The sequence below is a fragment of the Cupriavidus sp. FW305-26 genome (genome assembly GCF_058787975.1).
This window is the reverse complement of sequence record NZ_JBYTAH010000038.1, coordinates 52604-71018: the sequence shown is the minus strand read 5'-3', so window position 1 is coordinate 71018 and position 18415 is coordinate 52604. Positions and strand designations below refer to the sequence as shown.

Sequence of the window (18415 nt, the reverse complement as noted above, 5' to 3'; positions counted from 1 at the left end):
CCCCCGCAACCGGCGGCCGTGATGACCAGACAGGCGAGCGGCAAAGCCACAAGTTTCAAATGGATGCGTTTCATGGATGGACCCCTTTCCCTGGCTTTTGAGCACATAGAATTCGTCAGCCTTGGCAAGCGCCAACGATGAGGTCAATCTAGCTGGCGGAATCGGAATGGAAAATCGGCTCTATGGACGAGCTTCGGTTATGCGAAATGGCGTCCCGCAGCGCGGATGAAAATGCCCGCGCGGGATAATGCCGGAGCGCTCGGCACTATTCACGGGGTACAGTCGCCGCGGGGCTGCGTAATTCCCGCGAAGCCTTGCAGGACAAGGCATTTCCGGCCATGGAAAGTGGCTTCCGGAGGCTCCGGCAGCCACCGCGGACACTGTTTTCCAGCGCCCCGAAAATGCCGCCAATCGCCACTGGAGTGGAATGCCGGCGCGAGCTGAACGGCTTAGCGAGGAAGTATTAGACAGGCCGCCAGAGCAGTCGGAAAAAGTATGTATAGCAAATGAAACGTCATGGGCGACAGAAAATTAATGGTGAAGGCAGGCCACTGTCCGAATACCCACTCGGCACGATCGGGCTGTGAGATGTCGACCCGCGGGTATCCTCGCGTGGCCCGGCGATTGTCATCGAAACGAGATAGACACCGGGCGCAAGGCTTGCTGAACTCCGGGGGCGATTCGCGCATGCGCCAACGGAGAGTCCGCCATGAACCTGAAGACACTAAGTATCGCGACGTTCAACCTGTACAACCTGAATGTGCCGGGCCTGCCTCTCTATACCGACCGCAACGGCTGGAGCGAGCAGGAATACGAGCGCAAGATCGCCTGGACGGCGAGCCAGCTGAAGCTGATCGACGCCGACGTGGTCGGATTCCAGGAGCTGTGGCATGGCGACGCGCTGCTCGCGGCAGTCGAGGCCGCCGGCCTGGCCGATGCCTATGACGTGCTGGTGCCGGACAACGCCAATGGCAAGGGCATTGTGTGCGCAGCCATCGTCCGCCGCGGATTGCTCGCAGGCGAGGCCGAGTGGATCGCCGATTTTCCCGAGAAATTCGTGCTGAAATCGAAGGGAGACGATCCGCAGACACCGCAGATCAGCGTCAGTATTCGCGGCTTTTCCCGGCCGGTCCTGCATTTCACCATCCGGCCGCGCGAGGATGAGCCTGCCATGCACATGTACGTATGCCATTTCAAGTCGAAGCAGCCGACCCGGATCGATGGCGAGGCCTCGTATGAAAAGGAAATCTACGCGAAACATGCCAAAGCCGTCGGCGCTGCGTTGTCGACGATCCGGCGTACCGCCGAAGCGGCCGCGCTGCGCTTCATGCTGACCGACAGCATGAAAGGCAACAACACCGCAGTGGTGGTGATGGGCGATATCAACGACGGCCAACTGAGCAATACCGCCAATATCCTGACCGAGCAGCCTGCCTATCTGGTGGGTGACTCGGTCGGTGGTGGCGATATTGCGCTCTATACCGCGCAGACATTGCAGGAATACCGGGACACGCGCGATGTCTACTACACCCATGTCTTCCAGGATTTTCGCGAATCGCTTGATCACATCCTGGTCAGCGAGCAGCTATATGACAACAGCAAGCGGCGCCGCTGGCTGTTCGACGGGCTCATTATCAACAACGATCACCTGAACTTTAGCGATCACAAGGGCCTGGGCACCAACGACCATGGCATCATCCGCGCGGTGTTCAGACACCGGCCGATCCAGGACGATCTCGGTTGAGCAGCGGCACGGCCACGCAGGCGCGGTGCCGCGCCAGCGTGGCCCTTATGCAGGGCTCACGTCAACGCCGACAGCAGGATATTCTGCGCGCCCTCGCCGTCACGCGAGCCCTGACGCTCGTATGTTCCGTCCGGCGCCATCTGCCAGGTGTCACGCCGGTCTGCCAGGTACGGTTTCAGCCCTTCCGCGATAACGCGCTCTTTCAACCCGGCATCAAGGATGGGAAAGCAGATCTCGATCCGCCGGGACAGGCTTCGCTCCATCCATTCACCGCTGGATAGCATGACCTTTTCCGCCCCGCCATCGTGAAAATAAAAGATGCGCGAGTGCTCGAGAAACCGGCCCATGACGGATTTCACCGTAATGTTCTCCGACAGGCCGGCAACGCCGGGGCGCAGCGCACAGGCGCCCCGGATGATCAGGTCGATACGGACTCCGTCGCGTGAGGCGTCGTACAGCGCCTGAATCAGGTCGGGTTCCAGCAGCGCATTCATCTTGACCACGATCCATCCCTTGCGACCGGCCCTGGCGTGCCCGGCTTCGCGCCGGATCGCTTCAAGCAACCCCGTCTTCAAGGTGAAGGGCGATTGCCAGATATGGGTCATGCAATGGGTCTGGCCACGACCAGTCAGCTGGCTGAACACTTGCGCCACATCCTGCGTCAGCGACTCATTGCAGGTGAGCAATCCAAAATCCGTATAGGTGCGCGTGGTCTGGTGGTGATAGTTCCCGGTTCCGAGATGCACATAGCGCCGGAGCTTCCCACCCTCGCGTCGCAATACCATCACCATCTTGGCGTGCGCCTTGAAGCCGACGACCCCATAGATGACATGCGCGCCGACTTCCTCCAGTTGCGTTGCCCAACCGATATTGGCCTCCTCATCGAAGCGGGCCAGCAGTTCCACCACGACGGTGACTTCCTTGCCGTTGCGCGCGGCCTCAATCAGTGCCGAGAGCAGGACCGAGTCGTGCCCGGCCCGATACACCGTCTGGCTGATTGCCACCACATCGGGGTCCTGTGCCGCCTGCCTGACAAAGTCCACCACCGGTGTGAACGACTGGAACGGGTGATGCAGCAGGATGTCGCCCTCGCGAATGGCGCGGAAGATATCGGAATGCTCGTGCAGCACCTTCGGCAGGCCGGCCCGGAAAGGCAGGTACTTCAGTTCCGGCCGGTCCACCTGATCTGGCACCTGCATCAGGCGAACCAGGTTGACCGGTCCGTTGACGGAGAACACCTCGCTTGCCGCCAGGCCGAACTGCTGCTGCAGGAACCCAGTCATTGCCGGCGTGCAGTTGTCAGCCACTTCCAGCCGGACCGCATCACCATAATGACGGTGCGGCAGTTCGCCTTGCAGCGCCTCGCGCAGGTTCTTGACCTCTTCCTCGTCCACGAACAGTTCGCTGTTGCGGGTCACGCGGAACTGATAGCAGCCGCGCACGGTCATGCCACTGAACAGCTCGCCGACGTGGGCATGCAGGATGGAAGAAAGGAACACAAAGCCATGCTCGCATCCGGCGATCTCCGGTGGCAGGGCGATCACCCGCGGCAACGCTCGTGGCGCCTGCACGATCGCATAGCCGGAGTTGCGCCCGAACGCATCCTTGCCCTCGAGTTCAACGGCGAAATTCAGGCTTTTGTTGAGCACCCGTGGAAACGGATGCGCCGGGTCCAGGCCGATCGGCGTCAGGACTGGCATCAGTTCGGCGAAGAAGAACTCCCGGATCCATTCCGCCTGCGCGAGGTTCCACGAGGGCCGCCGCAAGAAGCGGATCTGCTGCTCGGCCATGGCCGGAATCAGCATGTCATTGAACAGGCGGTACTGCTGATCGACCAGTTCCCGGACCCGTTGGTTGACCCTGGCATAGACCGCCTGCGGCGTCAGCCCGTCCGGGCCGACCACCGGAGACTGAAGCAAGCACTGCTCCTTCAGGCCGGCCACGCGGATCTCGTAGAACTCATCCAGATTGCTGCTGAAGGTACACAGGGCACGCAGGCGCTCAAGCAGCGGCACCGCGGGATCGGCGGCCTGCTCCAGCACGCGGCCGAAGAACTCCAGCTGGCTGAGTTCGCGGTTGATATAGAGCTCATTGCCATTCAGCAGGCCATCCGGGTCGACCGGGGTGCCGAGGCGCCCCTCCTCCGCGTCAATTGGCGGCGCATTCTGCATGGGATCGGATTCGGGTTTCATGATTGGAATGTCGGTGCGGGGGAATCCTTCCCGATTCTAGCTGGCGTATTGCGCATATCGAGGCGAATCTGATCGCACTGGTCCCGCGAAATACGTACCATCTTACGAGCATTCGCTGCGTAAAATGATCTGACGCGCCCACTGGAGCCGCCAATGACACACGAAATACCATCTGCGACCGAGACCACCCCCGAAGGTCTGATGCGCTTGATCGAGCATATTGGAGGTGCTGCAGCGCAAGGTCACCTTGACCCGGAGTTTGTGCGCAAGCTGGGCAAGCGCATTGCCAACGAATTGCAGCAGATGAAAGCGACCAGGCTACCGGGTGACCGCGAGCTGGCGGGCCTGGACGACGGCATAGAGGCCCTGCTGCTGGCCGCGGACCGCAAGCACGGCGCCAGGCTGACCCGATCGCTGCAGAAGTTGCGGGAGCACGAAAGCCCCTTCCCCGGCGGGGAGTCGAATGCTAGCCAGTCGCACTAGCAGGCTGCCTGGTGAAGTGAATTCATTAAGCAGATGGTTCAATGACCTGGGTCGTTATTGCCACCGCAGATAACCTTGGAACCTATGTCAAAGACTGACAAGAAGCGATACCTGAAAGCACTCAACCGGCGCCTGAAGAAAGAATCGTCCGGAAAGTTCGATACGCTCTTTGTCTTCGACCCGTGCGGCTCGAAGCCGAAGAACGCCACCGGGGTGACGACCAGCGGCCCTGCCAGTGACGAGATCCTTGCAGTGATGAACGCAGTCCAGGCCAGGGTATTCGAAAAATTCGAGGGCACGGCAAAGCTCGGATAAATGGAGCGCGAACTCAAGCTCGAGTTTCTGCAGGACCAGGCCGAAGGGCTGATCGGCTTGCCCCTGGTGTCGTCCTGCTGCGTGGAGCCGCCGCACGAAGACAGGCTCGTGAGCACGTATTTCGATACGTCGGATCTTGCTTTTCGGCGTATGCACGCCTCGCTGCGCGTGCGGCAAGCAGGTGAACATTATGTACAGACGTTGAAGACCTGGGGCACGCAGCATGGGGCGCTTTACGAGCGGGAAGAGTTTGAGTCGGCAGTTCCCGGAAATACGCCAGATCTTGGTGCACTGCGAGACAAATTGCCCGAGGGCACTGCGCTGGGGACGCTGCTGCGTGAAGGCGACCTGGCGGAACGGCTCAAGCCGATCTTCATCACGGATGTCCGGCGCACGGTGCTGCTGTTGCGCTTGCCACAGGGGGACGAGGTCGAACTGGCGGTCGATCGCGGCGTTGTCCGCGCGAACGACGCCACGGAGCCGATCCGCGAGCTTGAGATGGAGATCCAGGCCGGTGAGCCCGCCCATCTGTCAGCGTTTGCCCTGCGGCTGCTCGACGCAGTGCCAATGCGCCTGAGCCGCGCCAGCAAAGGCGACCGTGGCTATGCGCTGGTCGCTGACGAGGCCAATGAAGCGGTACGGGCGGAGCCCCTCAGACTGGCCGAAGCAGGGTCGGCTGAAGCCGTGTTTCAGTGCATTGCCGAGAGCTGCCTGGCGCAAATCTCGGGGAACGAACGCGGCGTGGTCAATGGCTCCAATCCGGAGAGCGTGCACCAGATGCGTGTCGGCCTGCGTCGCCTGCGCTCCGCGCTTGATATCTTCGAGCCGCTGCTGGCCTGCCCGCCGGCACTGCAATCGGACCTCAAATGGATTGCCGATGAACTGGGCCCCGCACGTGACTGGGAAGTGCTTGCCAACACCACCTTGCGTGACGCATTCGATGGGGCGCCGGAGGACGTGGGCGCGGGCGCGGTGCTTGCCGCGGCGAAGGCAGTCGCAGCCGATGCGCGGCAACGCGCGGCCCAGGCCGTGAATTCCGATCGTTACACCCGGCTGATCCTGACGCTGAGCCATTGGCTGGGCAGCGCGGACTGGCGCCATGGCCTTGACGAGGCGCAGCGCGCGGCACTCACGGGACCCGCCAGGGACTTCGCGCTGGCCACGCTGCGCAAACGGCAACGCAGGCTGCTCAAGCGGGGGCGGGGCATGGCAAAGCTCGATGAGCAGCGGCGCCATCGTGCGCGTATCGCCGCAAAGAAGCTGCGCTACGCGACCGAGTTCTTTGAATCCTTGTTTGCCGCGAATAAGGTGCGCCGCTATCGCCGGCAACTGTCGCGCCTGCAGGATGACCTGGGATGGCGCAATGATATGGCGGTTGCAGAGGGATTGTTGCTGCGCCTGGCGACAGAGCGGCAGCAGCTTGCCATTGGCTGTGGCTATGCGCGCGGCTATATCGCAAGGGCTGTCAGCATTGACCGGCAGCCGCTGCGCTGCCTCTGGAAACAATTCAAGGCGGCACGCCTGCCCGCTTAGCGCGGCTCCGGGCGTCAGTGCACGTTCATCGTCGCGGCCAGTCCTGGCGCACTGCACCGGCGATGCTTTCACTGTCGCCGGCCCCGATTCGTCGGTCGTTCTCCGTCAGCAGGGTTCGTCGCCCTCCGCGTAAACCCCAATGACATAGCCGGCACATTGACAGTTTCCTGACAGCCTTCCCCGCCTAGAATCGGGCCCCTGGTCATCCGGACCGGCGGCAAACGCCGGAATCCGCAACCGGCGCCCCCCGGCGACGAGAAACACAGCCTCCCTGGCCCGGCGCCCTGGCCGGCCAGCGAAACGCTCAATTCACGACAGGAACGCAAATGGAAAACGGTGCACGCGAACAGATCCCGGCCACGCTGATCCCAGGCGACGGGATCGGTCCCGAAGTAGTGGACGCCACCGTCAGGGTGCTGGAAGCGCTGGGCGCCCCGTTTGCCTGGGATATCCGGCGCGCGGGGATGGCCGGCGTCGAATACAGCGGCGATCCCCTGCCGCAAGACACGCTGGACAGCATCGGCCGCACCGGCCTGGCCCTGAAGGGGCCGCTGACCACGCCGGTGGGCGGTGGCTTCCGCTCGGTCAATGTGCGCCTGCGCGAGGCGTTCAACCTCTATGCCAACGTGCGCCCTGCCCGCACGCTGGTGCCGGGCCGCTTCGAGAATATCGACCTGGTGCTGGTGCGCGAGAACGTCGGCGGCTTCTATGTGGCCCATGACTACTACATCCCGGTTGGCGACGACCCGCATGCGGTGGCGGTGTCCACCGGCACCAACACGCGCGACGCGTGCCGGCGCATTGCCCGCTTCGCCTTCGAGTACGCCGTCAGGAACGGCCGCAAGAAGATCACGGTGGTGCACAAGGCCAATATCCTGAAGGCGCTCACCGGCATCTTCCTGGAAGCGGCGCGCGAGGTCGCCAGGGACTACGCGGGCCGCGTGGACATGGACGACATCATTGTCGACGCCTGCGCCATGCAGCTCGTGCTCAACCCGTGGCGCTTCGACATGCTGCTCTGTACCAACCTGTTCGGCGACATCCTGTCGGACCAGATCGCCGGCCTGGTTGGCGGGCTTGGCATGGCGCCGGGCGCCAACATCGGCGACCAGGCCGCGATCTTCGAGGCCGTGCACGGCTCGGCGCCAGACATCGCCGGCAAAGGCATTGCCAACCCGATCTCGCTGATGCTGGCCGCCGGCCTGATGCTCGACCACGTGGGCCGGCAGGACCTGGCCACGCGCCTGCGCACGGCCATCGAGCTGACGCTGGTCCAGGACCAGGTGAAGACCGGCGACCTCCACGGCACGGCCACCACGCTGCAGTTCGCGGACGCGGTAGTGAAACGCATCGCTTCCGCCAGCTGAGCCGCGCCTGCGCGGCCCGCCCGGGCCAGCGCGCAAGACTGCCACCCTCCGCGGTCATTCCATACCCGGCACGCCCTGGCGTGCCGGCGGGATCGGCCTTGCTTTTAACCTCGTGCGCCGCACGGACGCACAGACACCCGCCCGCATGCGCCCCACGCTGCAGGGCGGCAAAGAGATACAGAAAAAGATGTTGACCCTGCTCGCCTATTCGATGGTGATCGTGTTCATGGCATTGATCATGACAAAACGGCTCTCCGCCATGGTGGCGCTGATCCTGGTTCCGATTGCGTTCGCCGCGATCGGCGGTTTCGGCCCGGAACTCGGCCCGATGATGCTGGACGGCGTCAAGAAGCTGGCGCCGACCGGCGTGATGCTGATGTTCGCCATCCTGTATTTCGGCCTGATGATCGATGCCGGGCTGTTCGATCCGGTGGTGCGCGCGATCCTGAAGATAGTGGGCGGCGATCCGGTCAAGATCATCATGGGCACCTTCGTGCTGGCCGCGCTGGTGTCGCTCGACGGCGATGGCTCGACCACTTACATGATCACCTGCGCCGCCATGCTCCCGCTCTACAAGCGCCTGGGCATCAGCCGGCTGGTGCTGGCCTGCGTGATCATGATGGCCGGCGGGCTGATGAACATCCTGCCCTGGGGCGGCCCGACCGCGCGTGCCGCCAGCGCGCTGGGCGTGGACGTGGGCTCGCTGTTCGTGCCGATGATCCTGCCGATGATCGTCACCGGCATGTGGGGCCTGTTCGTGGCATTCCTGCTGGGCCGCCGCGAACGCAACCGGCTTGGCAGCATCGCCGTGATGCGCACCGGGGCCGGCGATGACGGCCATGCCATGCCGGAGGCTGCAACCAGCGATCCCCGGATCGCCAGGCCCAAGCTGCTGTGGTTCAACTTCCTGCTGACCAGCGGCCTGATGGTGCTGCTGATTCTCGGCACCTTGCCGCTGCCTGCGCTGTTCATCATCGCGTCCGCCATCGCGCTGATGGTCAACTACCCGAGCCTGCACGAACAGAAGGAGCGCATGGGCGCGCATGCCGCCAACGTCGTGCCGGTGGTGTCGCTGATTTTCGCCGCCGGCATCTTCGTCGGAATCCTGTCGGGCACCAAGATGGTCGACGCCATCGCCAACAGCGTCATCAGCGCCGTGCCGGACTGGATGGGTCCCTACATGGCCCTGGTGACCGGGGTGCTGAGCATTCCGTTCACCTTCTTTATCTCGAACGACGCGTTCTACTTCGGCATCCTGCCGATCCTGGCCAAGGCCGCCGCCGTCTATGGCATCGGCGCGGCGGAAATCGGACGCGCCTCGCTGATCGGGCAGCAGGTTCACCTGCTGAGCCCGCTGGTCGCGTCGACCTACCTGCTGGTCGGCCTGGCCGAGGTCGAATTCGGCGATCACCAGCGCTATACGCTGCTCTGGGCGCTGTCGGCGGCAGTGGTCATGATGCTGGCTACCGTTGCCTTCGGCGTGATTCCGGTCATTGGCCGGACAGCTTGACAGCGAGGAAGCGGGACCGGACGGTCAACGGCATCCGCCTGCCTGGCGTTTTACCCGAACGTGACTTGCAAAGATTTACAAATAGCCTAGCAGATGACCTGACGGCATCCGCCCTGCTGGCTATAGAGGATCACATATCGGCAGCACATAAGCCACATTCGCATCGAATGAGCTAGCCAGCCTTCATTTCGTTGCAAATGACGTATGCAAAGCGTTGCAATAGGGTTAAATCGAATATGTTACTGAATGTAAATGGTGTAACTTGATTGCAAGCTGTACCGCTGGCATTGCGACGCAATGCCGGTGGCTTGAGTAGTAGGGGGGCATCATGCAGCATTCCAGCCGATTCGCGTGCGACCTGGGCCGCGCGCATCTGTCCGGCCGCAATGGCCGCCACGGCAATGCCGGTGCTTCCCGCAACCAGTCCATTCGACATCGACGGCACCTGAGCCGCGCGCAGCACTTCTCGGTGCACCAGCGCCACCTTCGCACTGACGCACCCGCGGCAGAAGCCTGTCGCCCGCCCATCCATCCTGCACGAAGCCGGCCGTGCGGCTGCCGGGCGCGCCACCTGCGCTGACGCCCGCATCGCGCAGCACCTGCAAGAAGCACTGGCCTCTACCCTGTTTGCCGGCCCCTGCGCCAGAACAACAAACCAACCCTATCAAGAAGGCGGGAATCGCCATGGCGCTCTATGCTCTGCGGGAACTCACGCTGCAATCCCTTGGCCCGCTCGGGGCGATGATCGAGGCGGGTTATCGTGCAGTCAATTTCTGGGGCGAGTCAGTCGCCTGGCTTCCGGGGCTGCGCGAGACCGACGCCGCGCTTGAGTTGTTCACCCGGCTGACCAAGGCCTACGGGAAACCTCGCTTTGAGATCGACGAGGTCCTGGTGCGCGGGCAGCCGGTGGCGGTCACCGAGACCGCGCTCATCGAAGAGCCCTTCTGCCGGCTGCTGCATTTCAGGAAGGACATGTCCAGCCCTGGGCCCCGCGTGTTGCTGGTGGCACCGCTCTCCGGCCACTACGCCACCCTGCTGCGCCCGACGGTCGAGGCATTGCTGCCGGAGCACGATGTCTACATCACCGACTGGGCCGATGCGCGCCAGGTCCCGCTTGACGCCGGGCACTTCGATCTTGGCGGCTATGTCGATTACCTGAAAAAGTTCTTGCGCTACCTCGGCGCCGGCACGCATATCGTCGCGGTTTGCCAGCCCGGGGTCCCGGTGCTTTGCGCGGTCGCCCAGATGGCCGAAGACAACGAGCAGGTGCAGCCCCGCTCCATGACCCTGATCGCCGCGCCGATCGACACGCGCGTCAGCCCGACGGCGGTCGACCAGTTCGCGCAGCAATATTCGCTGGCGTGGTTCGAGGCCAACGTCATCGAACGGGTGCCCGCCGGCTACCCGGGAAACGGGCGCCGGGTTTATCCAGGCTTCCTCCAACTGGCAGGCTTCGTATCGATGAACGTCGCACAGCACGCCGGTGCGCACCTCGACTTCTACCGCCACCTGGTCGATGGCAGGCAGACCGAGGCAGCCAGGCACCGCAAGTTCTATGACGAGTACAACGCCGTGCTCGACGTGCCGGCCGAGTACTACCTGGAAACCATCCAGAAGGTTTTCCTGGAGCATCACCTGTGCCGCGGCCGCATGGAAGTCGGCCAGCGCCGTGTCTACCCCGAGGCCATTGCCAACGTTTCATTGCTGACCATCGAAGGCAGCGAGGATGACATCACCGGCTGCGGCCAGACCGAAGCGGCTCACGCGCTCTGCGCAGGTCTTGCCGCCGACCGGAAGGAACACCTGGTCGTTGACGGCGTGGGTCACTACGGCACCTTCGCCGGCCAGCGTTTCCGGCAATCCATCCTGCCCGCCATCACGCAGTTCATTCAACGGTGCGCTGACTGAGGACCTCCGGATTTGCTTCGCCGTCCCTGGTAGCAATCAGTGCTTTTGGCGCCAGCGGGATCAAAAACAGGATCAGTGCGTACACCACCGTAGTCGCGATCACACAATATGTGAAACCGTGCGTCGGGCTGCTGTTATAGATCCATGAGCCCAGGACATCGCCGGCACGCGCCGAGAGCGCGAGAACGCCGTCCACCAGCATCATCAGGGTTCCTTGCAGGCCCGGCGGACAGGACCGCATCGCGAGATCGAAGTATGCCGCCGTGGCGACACCGCCCATCAGCCCTATCGGTGCCGCCAGTACCAGGGCAAGATTGGCTGAGTCGATGAATGCCAGCGGAATCATCTGCGGCACTGCGACGATCGTTCCCCACCACAGCAGCTTGTTCAGCGATACCTTCTTGCACAGAAAGCCATACAGCAGGAATGTCGGGATGAACGCGGCGGCAAAGATCCCGTTGTAGTACGAGTAAACGGAATCCGATGCATGCAGCTCATTACTCAGGTAGAACTGCAGCGGCGTGGCCGCGCCTGGCGCAAAGTTCCACAGAAAGCAGATGAGAACCGCTGGATAGACAGCCTTATGTCTCACCAGCCGCCCGACATTGCCAACGAGATCCGTGCCCCTGGCTTGCGGCTTCTCGTAGATATGGCCGAAGACCGAAACGGGCTTCCAGAGCCCCAGCGCCGCAATCGACAAGGCGAACATCGCCATCAGGAGGAAGGCTTCCTTTGCGGCAAGATGATCCGAGATATACCCGGAGGCGAACGCCCCCGCAACCACCGGGACGGAGCCGACCACGTTCAACAGCGCGCTCAGTCGCCCGGACATGAGCTTCTCCTGGCCCACCAGGGCGATCAAGCCCTGATAGGCTGCGGCGATAAATCGGGACGACAGCATTGCCAGCATCATCCCGATGACCAGTCCCGCGTATGAGAAACCTGAATACGCCATCCAGATGAATGCCACCGCGGTCGCCGGGGCGAATATCAGGAAGAAGCCGCGATCGCGCAATCCCAGCGGGTTCCATTGGTCGCGCGCGAGGCCAAAAACGAACGCAAGGTAGACTGGTATGCCCGTCACCAGCCGGAATGTCGAGATCTCAGTCGCCGTCGCATGCAACTGGTTCTTGAGCAGGTACGACGTCTGTATATCGACCAGGTAGCCGGCCGGCGTTGCCAGAGCGATGAACAGGGTCAGCCAGCCGAAATACAGCAGGATCCGGTCGCTGCCCTCGGAACCACCATGATCAGAAGCGGCCGGCATTTTCGTCGCTCAGCGTTGCACGTATCAGAGGTCCCACGCCAGGCGAATCCGCTCGCGAATGTCAGCCAGGCGCTCAACCGGCTCATTGGCAAATACGAAGCGCAGGTACCGGATGCCGCTTGGCCCCCAGTTATCCATCGGCGTGGCCGCCACTTCGCCGCGCGCCAGCAAGCGCCTGGACGCTTCCGACGGTGCAAGGCCGAGCCGCTGGGTATCCATCAGAAGCGACCATCCGCCGTGCGGGCGAATCACCGGGAGATCGGCCAGCGCGGACAACAACACATCGCGGCGTGATTCCCACTCTGCCGTTGCCGCGGCCACGCCATCGTCGCTGGCAGTCAGTGCGGCTGTGGCCCCTGGCATGGCGATACCGACCTGGCACACGACGTTCGACAAGCTGGTCAGCCGCACGTCGGCCATCAGCGGCTCCGGCGCGACTATCCAGCCGACTCTCCAGCCAATCATGCGATATTCCTTGGAGACCGAGCCAACGGTGATGGTGCGCTCGCGCATGCCAGGCAGAGAAACCGGGTGGATCACCTGCCGACCGTCGAAAAGGATCCTTTCCATGGCTGCGTCATATACCAGCCACGCACCGACCTGCTCGCAGTGCCGGGCAATCTCCTCCCACTCCGGCGCGGACACGACGAAGCCGGTGGGCATCGACGGCGACATGATGAGCAATGCCCGTGTGCGGGGCCCGATCGCGTCGGCGAGGCTGTCCGGGTCGAGTCGCCAGCCGTCGACCCCTGGTATGAGGTGCGCAAATCTTGGCAGTCCCCCTGCGAGGTAGACACGATTGATCAGGCCTGCGTAGGTCGGATCAGTCAGTGCCACCTCTTCCCCCGCCTCGAGTGTGGATAACAGGACATTCAGAATCCCGGCCAATCCACCCGCGCAGATGATGCATTCGGTATCAGGGTTGTATGTGGCGCCGGAGATGCGCCGGACACGCTCCACCGCGGCTTCCCGCAGTGCACGCTGGCCCATAAATGGCAGGTAGCTGTTGGCAGCATCGTCATCGATTGCCTCATGCGTGCGCCGGATTGCTGCTGGCGGCGGCCGCAAGTCAGTGTCGAGGTTCTCCAGCCGCAAGATATTGGCGTTACGCATCGAGCCAGCCTTGTCGGTCATCCTGTCAACCCCGATGCCGGGAATGCTCTGCAAGCGAGTGACTGCCATGATCTCATCCCTTCTCCCTGTCAACTCCATTGAAATGGGAAAGCGAGCCAGGGGCAAGTGACATTGCGCATGGGAGGAACGTTTGCTCACGCACATTGGCCGTGGCAATCCTCATTCCTGGCGATGACTTCCGATCGTGGGCCGCCTAAAATTCCCACACATCAAATAAGCGGGCAGCCCATGCCCCGCCCGTCCGGCATCGTGGCCGGCTCGCTTTGGAGCTGCCGCATGCCTCACACCCGGATAGCATCGCCACGTCGACGCTCTCACTGACGGAGCAGAAAATCATGAAACCAGAACCATTTGCGGTGACTCCGGAAGCGTATGGACGCGCGCTCAACGTGGTGGGAGAAAGGATCACGGTGCTGGCATCCAAGACCGCCACGCAAGGCTATGAGGTGTTTCTGCAGCAGGGCGAAGAAGGCAGTGGCCCACCGCCGCATAGCCATGACTGGGACGAATCGTTCTTCATTACCAAGGGGACGGTCGAGATCGGCTATGGCGATCAAGCGATCACTGCTGCCGCTGGCACCTTTGTCCATGTGCCAGCGGGCACGGTGCATTACTTCCGTTTCGGCTTCGGCGGCGGCGAAATGATTTCAGTCACCAGCCACGGCGGAAACGCATCGCACCTGTTCACGCGGCTCGATGAGGAAATTCCGCCAGGCGCGCCGGACATGGAAAAGCTCCTGGCGGTGGCGCAAGAGTGCGGCATCACGATTTCAGGGTGAGTGCTGGCCCGGACACACGCCTTCGCTTCGGCCACTGCTTCGGCTGAGTTTCTTCCTTCTGCGTGTTTCGTCGCAACAGGCTACGCCGCCACGGCCTTGCGCTCCCTGCCTGATTTCGCTCCCGGCTGGGCATTCGGCCCTGCCGCGCCCTGCAGCAGCCAGCAACTCAACTGCACCGAGCGCGCCATCAGCCTGCGCCGTCCGGCGGCATCGGCTTCGATGTAGTCGACGCATTGATGGAAAAGGTAGGAAACGACGTACGCGCAGACGTCGTCAATGACCGGGCGTGAGAGCTTGGGACACAGCCCCAGCCGCTCGATGTCTTCCGCCATCTCGGCGGCGATGTCATCCAGCACCGTGCGAATGGCAACGCGAAGCGCGGGCTGCGGGCCCGTGATCCCGCACACACCAACGATGAATGCATCCGGGTGATGCTGCGCGTACAGGAACAGCGCTTCGCACGCACGCGTGGCCACTTCACCCGGGTTGTCGCGGGCAGCGGCCCATCGGACCGCGCGCAGCATCGGCCGCAGTTCGGCGCTTACCTCGGCCATGGCGGTGATGGCCAGGTCTTCCATGTCGCTGAAATGCCGGTAGAACGTGTTGGGGTTCAGGCCGGCCTCGCGCGCGATCTCGCGCAGCTTGAGTGCCGCAAAGCTGCGCTTGGCTGCGGCCAGCCGCAACGCGGCGTCGATCAGGCGGCGTTTGCCGTCGGCAATGGCTTCCATGAATGCGGTTTAGTAGCAGGACTCGGTTTTTGCCCGACATGCTTCGTTGACAGCATGTCTACGGTTGTCTACGCTTGCGCCGGTAGACAGATGTCTACGTTAAATGAAACGGCCGCACGTGGCAAATCGCGTGTCAGCGCCCGTTCAGGAGACACCGCCCCGCCATGCCGCCGCCCATTGAGCTATCCAGCCCCGACCAGGCCTCCGACGCGCCGCATCAAGCCCCTGCCCGCTCCATGCATGCCCCCATCCCCGAGCCCATCCCGCGCGACCCGGGTTGGCCGCTGGTGGGCAACCTGCTGCAGATCACACCCGGTGCGCTGGGCCAGCACCTGCTGGCGCGCAGCCGCCACCATGATGGCATCTTCGAACTGAATTTCGCCGGCCGGCGCGTGCCGTTCGTGACGTCGGTGGCACTGGCCTCCGAGTTGTGCGATGCCGCGCAGTTCCGCAAGTACATCGGCCCGCCGCTGTCTTACCTGCGCGGCATGGCCGGCGACGGGCTGTTCACCGCACGCTCCGACGAGGCCAACTGGGGCAAGGCGCACCGCATCCTGATGCCGGCGTTCAGCCAGCGCGCGATGAAGGGCTACTTCGACGTCATGCTGCGCGTGGCCAACCGGCTGGTGGACAAATGGGACCAGCAAGGCCCGGATGCCGATATCGCGGTCGCTGACGACATGACGCGGCTGACGCTCGATACCATCGCGCTGTCCGGCTTCGGCTATGACTTTGATTCGTTCGCCAGCGCGGAACTGCACCCCTTCATCGAGGCCATGGTGGGCGCGCTGGAAGAGGCGATGTCCAAGCTGACGCGCTTTGCCCTGCAAGACCGCTTCATGCATGCGGCGCACCAGAAGTTCGACCAGGACACCCGCTTCATGCGCGACCTTGTGGACGACGTGATCCGGCGGCGGCGCGCGGGCGACGCGGGCGAACGCAGGGGCGGCACCGCCAACGACCTGCTCGGCCTGATGCTGGAAGCGCGGGATCCGGACACCGACCAGCGGCTGGACGACGAGAACATCCGCAACCAGGTGATCACGTTCCTGATTGCGGGCCACGAGACCACCAGCGGCCTGCTCACCTTCGCGCTGTATGAACTGCTGCGCAACCCGGGCGTGATGGCACAGGCCTACGCGGAGGTGGACGCCGTGCTGCCCGGCGACGCGGCGCCGGTCTACGCCGACCTGGCCCGGCTGCCGGTACTGGACCGCGTGCTGAAGGAAACGTTGCGCCTGTGGCCCACCGCGCCTGCCTTCGCCGTGGCGCCGTTTGAAGACACGCTGCTGGGCGGCCGCTACCTGATCCGCAAGGACAGGCGCCTGTCGGTGGTGCTGACCGCGCTGCACCGCGACCCCAAGGTGTGGGCCGACCCGGAACGCTTTGACATCGATCGCTTCCTGCCTGAGCAGGAGGCAAAGCTGCCGCGCCACGCCTACATGCCTTTCGGCAACGGGGAACGTGCCTGCATCGGCCGCCAGTTTGCGCTGACCGAGGCCAAGCTGGCACTGGCGCTGATGCTGCGCAATTTCCAGTTCACCGACGCGCACGACTACCAGTTCCGCATCAAGGAAACACTGACGATCAAGCCCGACGGATTCACGGTGCGTGCGCGCCGGCGCCGGCCGCATGAGCGCATCGCCGCGGTGCCGCTCGCCGGCACCGCGCAAGCGCCGCGGGCGGGCCCCGATGTGCAGGGCGGCGGCAGGCCGCTTGCCGTGCTGTGCGGGTCCAGCCTGGGCACCGCGCGCGAACTGGCTGAGCAGGTGCATGCCGGCGCGCTGGCGGCGGGCTTTGATGCGACGTTGCGCGACCTGGACGACGTGGCCGACGCGCTCCCGACCACCGGCCTGGCCGTCATCATCGCCGCCACCTATAACGGCCGCGCGCCGGACTCGGCAAGGCGGCTCGAAGCGCTGCTCGACAGCGGCGCCGCCAGCGGCTACCGGGCAGAAGCGCTGAGCGTGGCCGTGCTGGGCTGCGGCAACTCGCAATGGCCGACGTACCAGGCCTTCCCGCGCCGCGTCTATGAATTCTTCACCAATGCCGGCGCCAGTCCGCTGCTGCCGCGTGGCGAAGCCGACGGCAACGGCGACTTCGACCAGGCCGTGGAACGGTGGCTGGCCTTGCTGTGGCAAGCCTTGCAGGCCGGTGACGGCGTGGGCGGGCCGGCCCACGGGACGCCGCCGGTCCGGGTGCAGGTGAAAGACGTCGCCGAGATCCGCGCGTCCACGCTGCCGGCAAACACCGAGGCCTTCACGGTCCTGGCCAACGCCGAGCTGGTGAACGATCCGTCCGGCCTGTGGGATTTCTCGCGCGAGGCGCCGCGGACTTCCACGCGCGATATCCGCCTCAGGCTGCCCGACGGCGTGCGCTACGCCACAGGCGATCACCTCGCCGTCTATCCGCAGAACCAGCCCGGGATGGTCGCGGCCCTGTGCGAGCGGATCGGCATCGACCCGGACGCCATCGTCACGTTGTCCGCCTCCGGCGGGGCCGCGCGCGGCCTGCCGCTGGGCGAGGCCCTGTCCGTGCGCCAGTTGCTGACCCATTTTGTGGAGCTGCAGGACGTGGTGTCGCGCCATACCCTGCGCCTGCTGTCGCAGTCTTCGCGCTGCCCGGCCACGCGCCAGGCCCTGCGGCAGCTGGCCTCGGACGACGCCGGGAGCGGGTACGCCGCCCAGGTGGCGCCGCGCCGGCTCGGGCTGGCCGACGTGCTGGACCGCTTTCGCGCCATCGAGATAGATCTGGCCGGCCTGCTGGCTTGCACCGTGCCAATGCGGCCGAGGTTCTATTCGATCGCCTCATCGCCGCTGGTCTCGCCCGACGTGGCGACCATCACCGTCGGCACGGTCTGGTCACCGGCGCTGTCGGGCCGCGGACTCTTCCGCGGCGTGGCTTCCACCTGGCTGCAGGGCCTGGCGCCAGGCGCCATGGTGGCGGGTGCCATCCGCACCCCCAATCCCACCTTCGCGCCCGCGGCGGACCCGGCCACGCCCATGATCCTGATCGGCCCCGGCACGGGCATTGCGCCGTTCCGCGGCTTTCTTGAGGAGCGGGCCGCGCAACAGGCAGCCGGGCAGCCGGTGGCCCCGGTGCAGCTGTACTACGGCTGCCGCCACCCCGCGCACGACTGGCTCTACCGCAACGACGTGGAGCGCTGGCAGGCACAGGGCGTGGTGCAGGTCCACCTGGCCTGTTCAGTCGTGGGTGGCGAGCCGCGCTACGTGCAGGACCTGCTGTGGCAGCGCCGTGCCGATGTCTGGGCCCGGCTGAACCAGGGCGCGATCATCTACGTGTGCGGCGACGGCCGCCACATGGCGCCCGCGGTCAGGCAGGTGCTGATTCAGATCGGCGCAGAGCAAGGGGGGATGACGCCAGAGGCGGCTTCGGACTGGCTGGCGGACCTGGTCAGCGCGGGACGCTATCGGCAGGACGTGTTCAACTGAAGG

At 64.2% G+C, this 18415-nt stretch carries 14 protein-coding genes; 9 read left to right on the top strand and 5 right to left on the bottom strand.

Annotated elements, in window-relative coordinates:
- The first annotated feature begins 709 nt into the window (after positions 1-709).
- Positions 710-1744, top strand: a complete 1035-nt coding sequence (locus tag AC3WQZ_RS20470; protein WP_492301159.1) for an endonuclease/exonuclease/phosphatase family protein — start codon at positions 710-712, stop codon at positions 1742-1744.
- A gap of 56 nt (positions 1745-1800) precedes the next feature.
- Here the strand turns inward: AC3WQZ_RS20470 and ppk1 are convergent, their stop codons facing one another.
- Positions 1801-3936, bottom strand: a complete 2136-nt coding sequence (gene ppk1, locus AC3WQZ_RS20465) for a polyphosphate kinase 1 (protein ID WP_011616956.1) — start codon at positions 3934-3936, stop codon at positions 1801-1803.
- 153 nt (positions 3937-4089) lie between these two features.
- Here ppk1 and AC3WQZ_RS20460 point away from each other — a divergent pair, with 153 nt between their 5' ends.
- The 5 genes from AC3WQZ_RS20460 (at position 4090) to AC3WQZ_RS20440 (ending at position 9144) form a co-directional block, all read left to right on the top strand.
- The gene (locus AC3WQZ_RS20460) at positions 4090-4419 is read left to right on the top strand and encodes a hypothetical protein (protein WP_011616955.1); all 330 of its coding nucleotides are present in this window, start codon (positions 4090-4092) and stop codon (positions 4417-4419) included.
- A gap of 84 nt (positions 4420-4503) precedes the next feature.
- Entirely contained in the window at positions 4504-4734 is a 231-nt protein-coding gene (locus AC3WQZ_RS20455) for a hypothetical protein (protein WP_010809743.1), read from the top strand.
- Positions 4735-6267 carry a CYTH and CHAD domain-containing protein gene (locus AC3WQZ_RS20450; protein WP_492301157.1) on the top strand — a complete coding sequence of 511 codons (1533 nt, stop codon included), beginning with the start codon at positions 4735-4737 and terminating at the stop codon, positions 6265-6267.
- Between the two features lie 326 nt (positions 6268-6593).
- Positions 6594-7634 carry an isocitrate/isopropylmalate dehydrogenase family protein gene (locus tag AC3WQZ_RS20445; protein ID WP_010809741.1) on the top strand — a complete coding sequence of 347 codons (1041 nt, stop codon included), beginning with the start codon at positions 6594-6596 and terminating at the stop codon, positions 7632-7634.
- Between the two features lie 187 nt (positions 7635-7821).
- Entirely contained in the window at positions 7822-9144 is a 1323-nt protein-coding gene (locus tag AC3WQZ_RS20440) for a CitMHS family transporter (protein ID WP_492301155.1), read from the top strand.
- 172 nt (positions 9145-9316) lie between these two features.
- Here the strand turns inward: AC3WQZ_RS20440 and AC3WQZ_RS20435 are convergent, their stop codons facing one another.
- Entirely contained in the window at positions 9317-9580 is a 264-nt protein-coding gene (locus AC3WQZ_RS20435; protein WP_492297121.1) for a hypothetical protein, read from the bottom strand.
- A gap of 248 nt (positions 9581-9828) precedes the next feature.
- Here AC3WQZ_RS20435 and AC3WQZ_RS20430 point away from each other — a divergent pair, with 248 nt between their 5' ends.
- A complete protein-coding gene (locus tag AC3WQZ_RS20430; protein WP_492301153.1) occupies positions 9829-11052 on the top strand; it encodes a polyhydroxyalkanoate depolymerase in 1224 nt (407 codons plus the stop codon).
- Here AC3WQZ_RS20430 and AC3WQZ_RS20425 read toward each other — a convergent pair.
- Positions 11030-12319, bottom strand: a complete 1290-nt coding sequence (locus AC3WQZ_RS20425; RefSeq protein ID WP_492301152.1) for an MFS transporter — start codon at positions 12317-12319, stop codon at positions 11030-11032. The two genes, AC3WQZ_RS20430 and AC3WQZ_RS20425, sit on opposite strands and share 23 nt — an antisense overlap.
- A gap of 24 nt (positions 12320-12343) precedes the next feature.
- A complete protein-coding gene (locus AC3WQZ_RS20420; protein ID WP_492301151.1) occupies positions 12344-13501 on the bottom strand; it encodes a pyridoxal phosphate-dependent aminotransferase in 1158 nt (385 codons plus the stop codon).
- Positions 13502-13788: 287 nt separating this feature from the next.
- Here AC3WQZ_RS20420 and AC3WQZ_RS20415 point away from each other — a divergent pair, with 287 nt between their 5' ends.
- Positions 13789-14232, top strand: coding sequence for a cupin domain-containing protein (locus AC3WQZ_RS20415; RefSeq protein WP_010809735.1), 444 nt, complete (start codon positions 13789-13791; stop codon positions 14230-14232).
- Between the two features lie 80 nt (positions 14233-14312).
- Here the strand turns inward: AC3WQZ_RS20415 and AC3WQZ_RS20410 are convergent, their stop codons facing one another.
- On the bottom strand, positions 14313-14960 hold the full coding sequence (locus tag AC3WQZ_RS20410; protein WP_010809734.1) for a TetR family transcriptional regulator: 648 nt from the start codon (positions 14958-14960) through the stop codon (positions 14313-14315).
- Positions 14961-15124: 164 nt separating this feature from the next.
- On the opposite strand from AC3WQZ_RS20410, the gene AC3WQZ_RS20405 reads away from it, so the two are divergent.
- Positions 15125-18412, top strand: a complete 3288-nt coding sequence (locus tag AC3WQZ_RS20405) for a bifunctional cytochrome P450/NADPH--P450 reductase (protein WP_492301149.1) — start codon at positions 15125-15127, stop codon at positions 18410-18412.
- The last annotated feature ends 3 nt before the right edge of the window (positions 18413-18415 follow it).